We start from the raw sequence: 4281 nt of genomic DNA on the forward strand, positions 1-4281 counted from the left end.
TGTTTTTCCCGGTTTTGTTTTATTACTACCCCCGTCCACGGCCCCGCAAATGCGTTGGGTCTTGGCGGGGGCGCGCCTGCCTTTACTCGAACAACTTGCTACTTTTCTCCGCCAGTTGATAGAGGCCGTACAGAAACGGCACCGCCACCCACAGCCATGCCACGACCATCACCACGGGGGAACCCGTCTTGGCCGCGTTCGGCGAAGGGCCGTCTGCGTCAGTCACCGGTTTACCGCCTCTCTGCCGGAATGGGATCGGGGGTTTCCTCCGGGGGTGCCGGCTCCTCCCGGGCCGCCGGCTCCGGCTCATGGAACTTCGGATTCACCGGACGTACCAGCTCGTTCGCGATGAAACCGATGACGAGCAGCCCCATCATGAGCGAGAACGAGAAGGTGTAGAGAGCCGGGCCGGAGCGCCCGTCCTCATGCGCGGAATCCGCGATGGAATCCACGATGAACGGTCCGGCGACTCCGGCGACCGACCACGCGGTCAGCAGCCGGCCGTGGATCGCGCCGACCTGGTAGGTGCCGAACAGGTCCTTGAGGTAGGCCGGAACGGTGGCGAATCCACCGCCGTAGAACGACAGGATCACCATCGTCGAGGCGACGAACAGCGCGGTGCTGCTGTCCTTCTCGAGCATGAGGGTGAGGTAGAGCAGGGCACCGGCGCCCAGATACAGCCGGTAGATGTTCTTCCGGCCGACCGCGTCGGAGACCGAGGACCACACGAAGCGACCGGCCATGTTGGCCAGGGACAGCAGCGCGACGAACCCGGTGGCGGCGCTCGCGCTCACCGGACTCGCCGTGTCGTGGAAGAAGTCCTGGATCATCGGGGCGGCCTTCTCCAGGATCCCGATACCAGCAGTAACGTTCATGCACAGCACGACCCAGAGCAGCCAGAACTGCGGTGTCCGCACCGCGTTCTTGGCCGATACGTTCGCGGTGGTGACGAGCCGCTTGCCCGCGTCGACGCGGGGCGTCCAGCCGGCCGGCCGCCAGCCCTCGGGCGGCACCCGCACCAGCACCACACCCAGCGACATGAACACGGCGTAGGCCAGGCCGTGCACCAGGAACGTCTTGGCGATACCGCTGGTGTCACTGCCGAACGCCTTGAGCATCTCCGTCGACCAGGGAGAGGCGATCAGCGCGCCGCCGCCGAAACCCATGATCGCCGTACCGGTGGCCATGCCCGGCCGGTCCGGGAACCACTTCATCAAGGTGGACACCGGCGCGATGTACCCGATGCCGAGGCCGACTCCGCCGATGCCGCCGTAGCCGAGGACGACCAGCCAGTAATTGCGCGTGGCGACGCCGAGCGCGGCGACCAGGAAGCCGGTCGAGAAGGCCACGAGCGACACGAACATGGCCCAGCGCGGGCCTTTTCGCTCCACCAGCGTTCCCCCGAACGCGGCGGAGAGCCCAAGTACCAGAATGCCGATCTGGAACGGGAGGGCACTAGCCGTTCCCGAGATGTCTAGGGAATCTTCCAGGGGTATCTTAAAGACACTCCAGGCATACGCCTGGCCAATGGAGAAGTGGATCGCAAGCGCCGCCGGCGGAATCAGCCAACGATTCCAGCCCGCGCCTGCCACGATGCGAGAGCGGTCGAGGAAACCCACAGATCAACTTACCTCCGGCTTCTTGGGAACACCCCCGCAGACTGCATTCCTTGACCTATCCAAACACCCCGGGGGAGGGAGTGACGAGCCGAGAGCTGCCGTCATATGCCAATGGCAGACGCGCTGCCCAGGCGGCATACTCACCGCACTCATGCTCGCGCACGATGGGACGTTCTACCCGAGGTGAGGTTCTACCAGTGGCGACACTTGGGACACAACGCCGAGCCCCGAAATGTCCTCAAGGCGCAACCCTGAGCACCCATTGGCAACCTGACACCACGCCAAAATGGACAACACGGGAAGGTGAGACAAAGTATCGGTTCAGCGACCTCTCCCGTCATATTCGAGATGGTGCCGAAGCCGGATACACACCCCGACATGTGCCCACCTGCGCCGGTGAGGAGCAGGGTGTGACGTTGACTGCGTCCGGCGCCTTACTACACTTGCCGCGTCAAGGGCCCGCCGGTTGCCCTCCCCTGACGCCCGAGCACGGGCGCCCCGAACCGACGTTTTCGTCAGAAAAACCCCGGAGAAAACCATGAATAAATCGGCGCGACCGCCCGCTTCCTCGCCATCCGAGCGGGCCATCGGAACGGGGTTCGCCGATCGCGGTGACGACATCGGGGAGCCCGACTTCGAGGCGATCCAGCAGAGCCCTGAGTTCAAACTCCTGCGCAAGAGACTACTCTGGTTCATCTTCCCGATGAGCGCGTTCTTCTTGTGCTGGTACATGACCTTCGTGCTCTTCTCGGCCTACAGCCACGACTTCATGAGCCGCAAGCTGTTCGGCGCGGTCAACACCGGCACCGTCTTCGGTCTGCTGCAGTTCGTGACGACCATGGCGATCGTCCTGACGTACCGGCGCTTCGCGCGCAAGAAACTTGATCCCCAGGTGGACACGATCCACGAGCTGGCGGGAGTCGGCAAGGAATGACAGTGCAGATCGCAGCCCGCGCGACCGGCAGCCCGATAATCAACCTGAGCGTCTTCTTCGCTTTCGTCGTCATCACGCTGTTCGTCGTCTACAAGGCCACCAACAGGAATTCGACCACCTCCGACTACTACGCCGCGGGCAGCGCCTTCAGCGGCGTCCAGAACGGCATCGCCCTCTCCGGCGACTTCCTCTCCGCGGCCTCCTTCCTCGGCATCTCGGGGGCGATCGCCGTCCACGGCTACGACGGCTTCCTCTACTCCGTGGGGTGGCTCGTGGCCTGGCTGGTCGCCCTGCTGCTGGTCGGTGAACGGCTGCGCAACACCGGGCGGTTCACGGTCGGCGATGTGATGGCCTTCCGCATGAAGCAGCGCCCGGTACGCGCGGCGGCGGCCAACGCCACCCTGGTGATCACATTCTTCTACATGCTCGCCCAGATGGCCGGTGCGGGTGGTCTGATCGCCCTGCTGCTCAATGTGCACAGCAAGGGCGGGCAGGCCCTCATCATCACCGGCGTCGGCCTCGTCATGGTCTTCTACGTCCTGGTGGGCGGCATGAAGGGCACCACCTGGGTGCAGATCATCAAGGCGGGCCTGCTGCTGATCTGCGTGACCTTCATGAGCGTGTTCCTGCTCGGCAAGTTCGGGTTCAGCCTCTCGGCGATCCTCGACCAGGCCTCGCAGAACAGCCCGCTGGGCGCCGAACTGCTCAACCCGGGCGGCTGGTACGGCAAGAACGCGATGGACCAGCTCGACTTCGTCTCACTCTCCCTGGCGCTGGTCCTCGGCATCTCCAGCCTGCCGCACGTGCTGATGCGCTTCTACACCGTGCCGGACGCCAAGGAGGCCCGGCGCTCGGTGGTGTGGTGCTCCTGGTCGATGTTCATCTTCTATCTGTCGATCCTGCTCGTCGGGTACGGCGCCACCGCGCTGGTCGGTACGGACAAGATCGTGAATGCGCCCGGCGGCGAGAACTCCGCGGCTCCCCTGCTCGCCTTCGAGATCGGCGGTGCGATGCTCCTCGGCATCGTCTCCGCGGTGGCGTTCGCGACGATTCTGGCGGTGGTGGCCGGGCTGACCCTGGCCGCCTCGGCCTCGTTCGCCCATGACGTGTACGCCAATGTGATCCGGAACGGAAAGGCCGATCCGCGGTCCGAGATCCGGGTCGCCCGTCTGACGGCGCTCGTGATCGGCTTCCTGGCCATCCTCGGCGGCATCGTCACCAACGGTCAGAACGTCGCGTTCCTGGTGTCGCTGGCGCTGGCGCTCGCCGCGTCCGCCAATCTGCCGACGATCCTCTACACGCTGTTCTGGAAGCGTTTCAACACGACCGGGACGCTGTGGAGCATCTACGGCGGACTGGTGTCCGGCCTGGTGCTCATCATCTTCTCCCCGGCCATCTCGGGCAGCTCCACGTCGATCATCAAGGGCGTGGACTTCCACTGGTTCCCGCTCACCAACCCCGGGCTGGTGTCCATCCCGCTCTCCTTCCTCTGCGGCTTCCTCGGCACGGTCTTCAGCAAGGAGCCCGCGGACCCCAAGAAGCAGGCGGAGATGGAAGTGCGGTCGCTGACCGGCATCGGTTCGAAGGCTTAAGCGGCAGGGCCCGGGTGGGGGGACCCCCCGGGCGACCCACCACCCCACCCGGGTGGGGGTGGGGGGGGGGGGGGTGGGCCCCCCCCCCCACCGGCCCCCCCACCCCCCGGGGGGGGGGGGGCGAACCCCCCCCACC

The 4281-nt window shown here is 65.5% G+C and carries 4 protein-coding genes; 2 read left to right on the forward strand and 2 right to left on the reverse strand.

The window, feature by feature from the left end:
• Positions 1-82 precede the first annotated feature (82 nt).
• Positions 83-226 carry a hypothetical protein gene (locus tag ACFXB5_RS50610; RefSeq protein ID WP_201849016.1) on the reverse strand — a complete coding sequence of 48 codons (144 nt, stop codon included), beginning with the start codon at positions 224-226 and terminating at the stop codon, positions 83-85.
• Positions 227-230: 4 nt separating this feature from the next.
• On the reverse strand, positions 231-1619 hold the full coding sequence (locus ACFXB5_RS50615) for an OFA family MFS transporter (RefSeq protein ID WP_385222105.1): 1389 nt from the start codon (positions 1617-1619) through the stop codon (positions 231-233).
• Between the two features lie 538 nt (positions 1620-2157).
• On the opposite strand from ACFXB5_RS50615, the gene ACFXB5_RS50620 reads away from it, so the two are divergent.
• On the forward strand, positions 2158-2553 hold the full coding sequence (locus ACFXB5_RS50620) for a DUF485 domain-containing protein (protein ID WP_385222108.1): 396 nt from the start codon (positions 2158-2160) through the stop codon (positions 2551-2553).
• Positions 2550-4145 carry a cation acetate symporter gene (locus ACFXB5_RS50625; RefSeq protein ID WP_385222111.1) on the forward strand — a complete coding sequence of 532 codons (1596 nt, stop codon included), beginning with the start codon at positions 2550-2552 and terminating at the stop codon, positions 4143-4145. The genes ACFXB5_RS50620 and ACFXB5_RS50625 overlap by 4 nt, the downstream gene beginning before the upstream one ends.
• Positions 4146-4281 lie beyond the last annotated feature (136 nt).

Source organism: Streptomyces sp. NPDC059455, assembly GCF_042750115.1.
GTDB lineage: Bacteria > Actinomycetota > Actinomycetes > Streptomycetales > Streptomycetaceae > Streptomyces > Streptomyces endocoffeicus.

Bases quoted from the DNA above. Each gene is read 5' to 3' on its own strand.
- ACFXB5_RS50625 (WP_385222111.1), top strand. From the start codon at position 2,550: ATGACAGTGCAGATCGCAGCCCGCGCGACCGGCAGCCCGATAATCAAC.
- ACFXB5_RS50620 (WP_385222108.1), top strand. From the start codon at position 2,158: ATGAATAAATCGGCGCGACCGCCCGCTTCCTCGCCATCCGAGCGGGCC.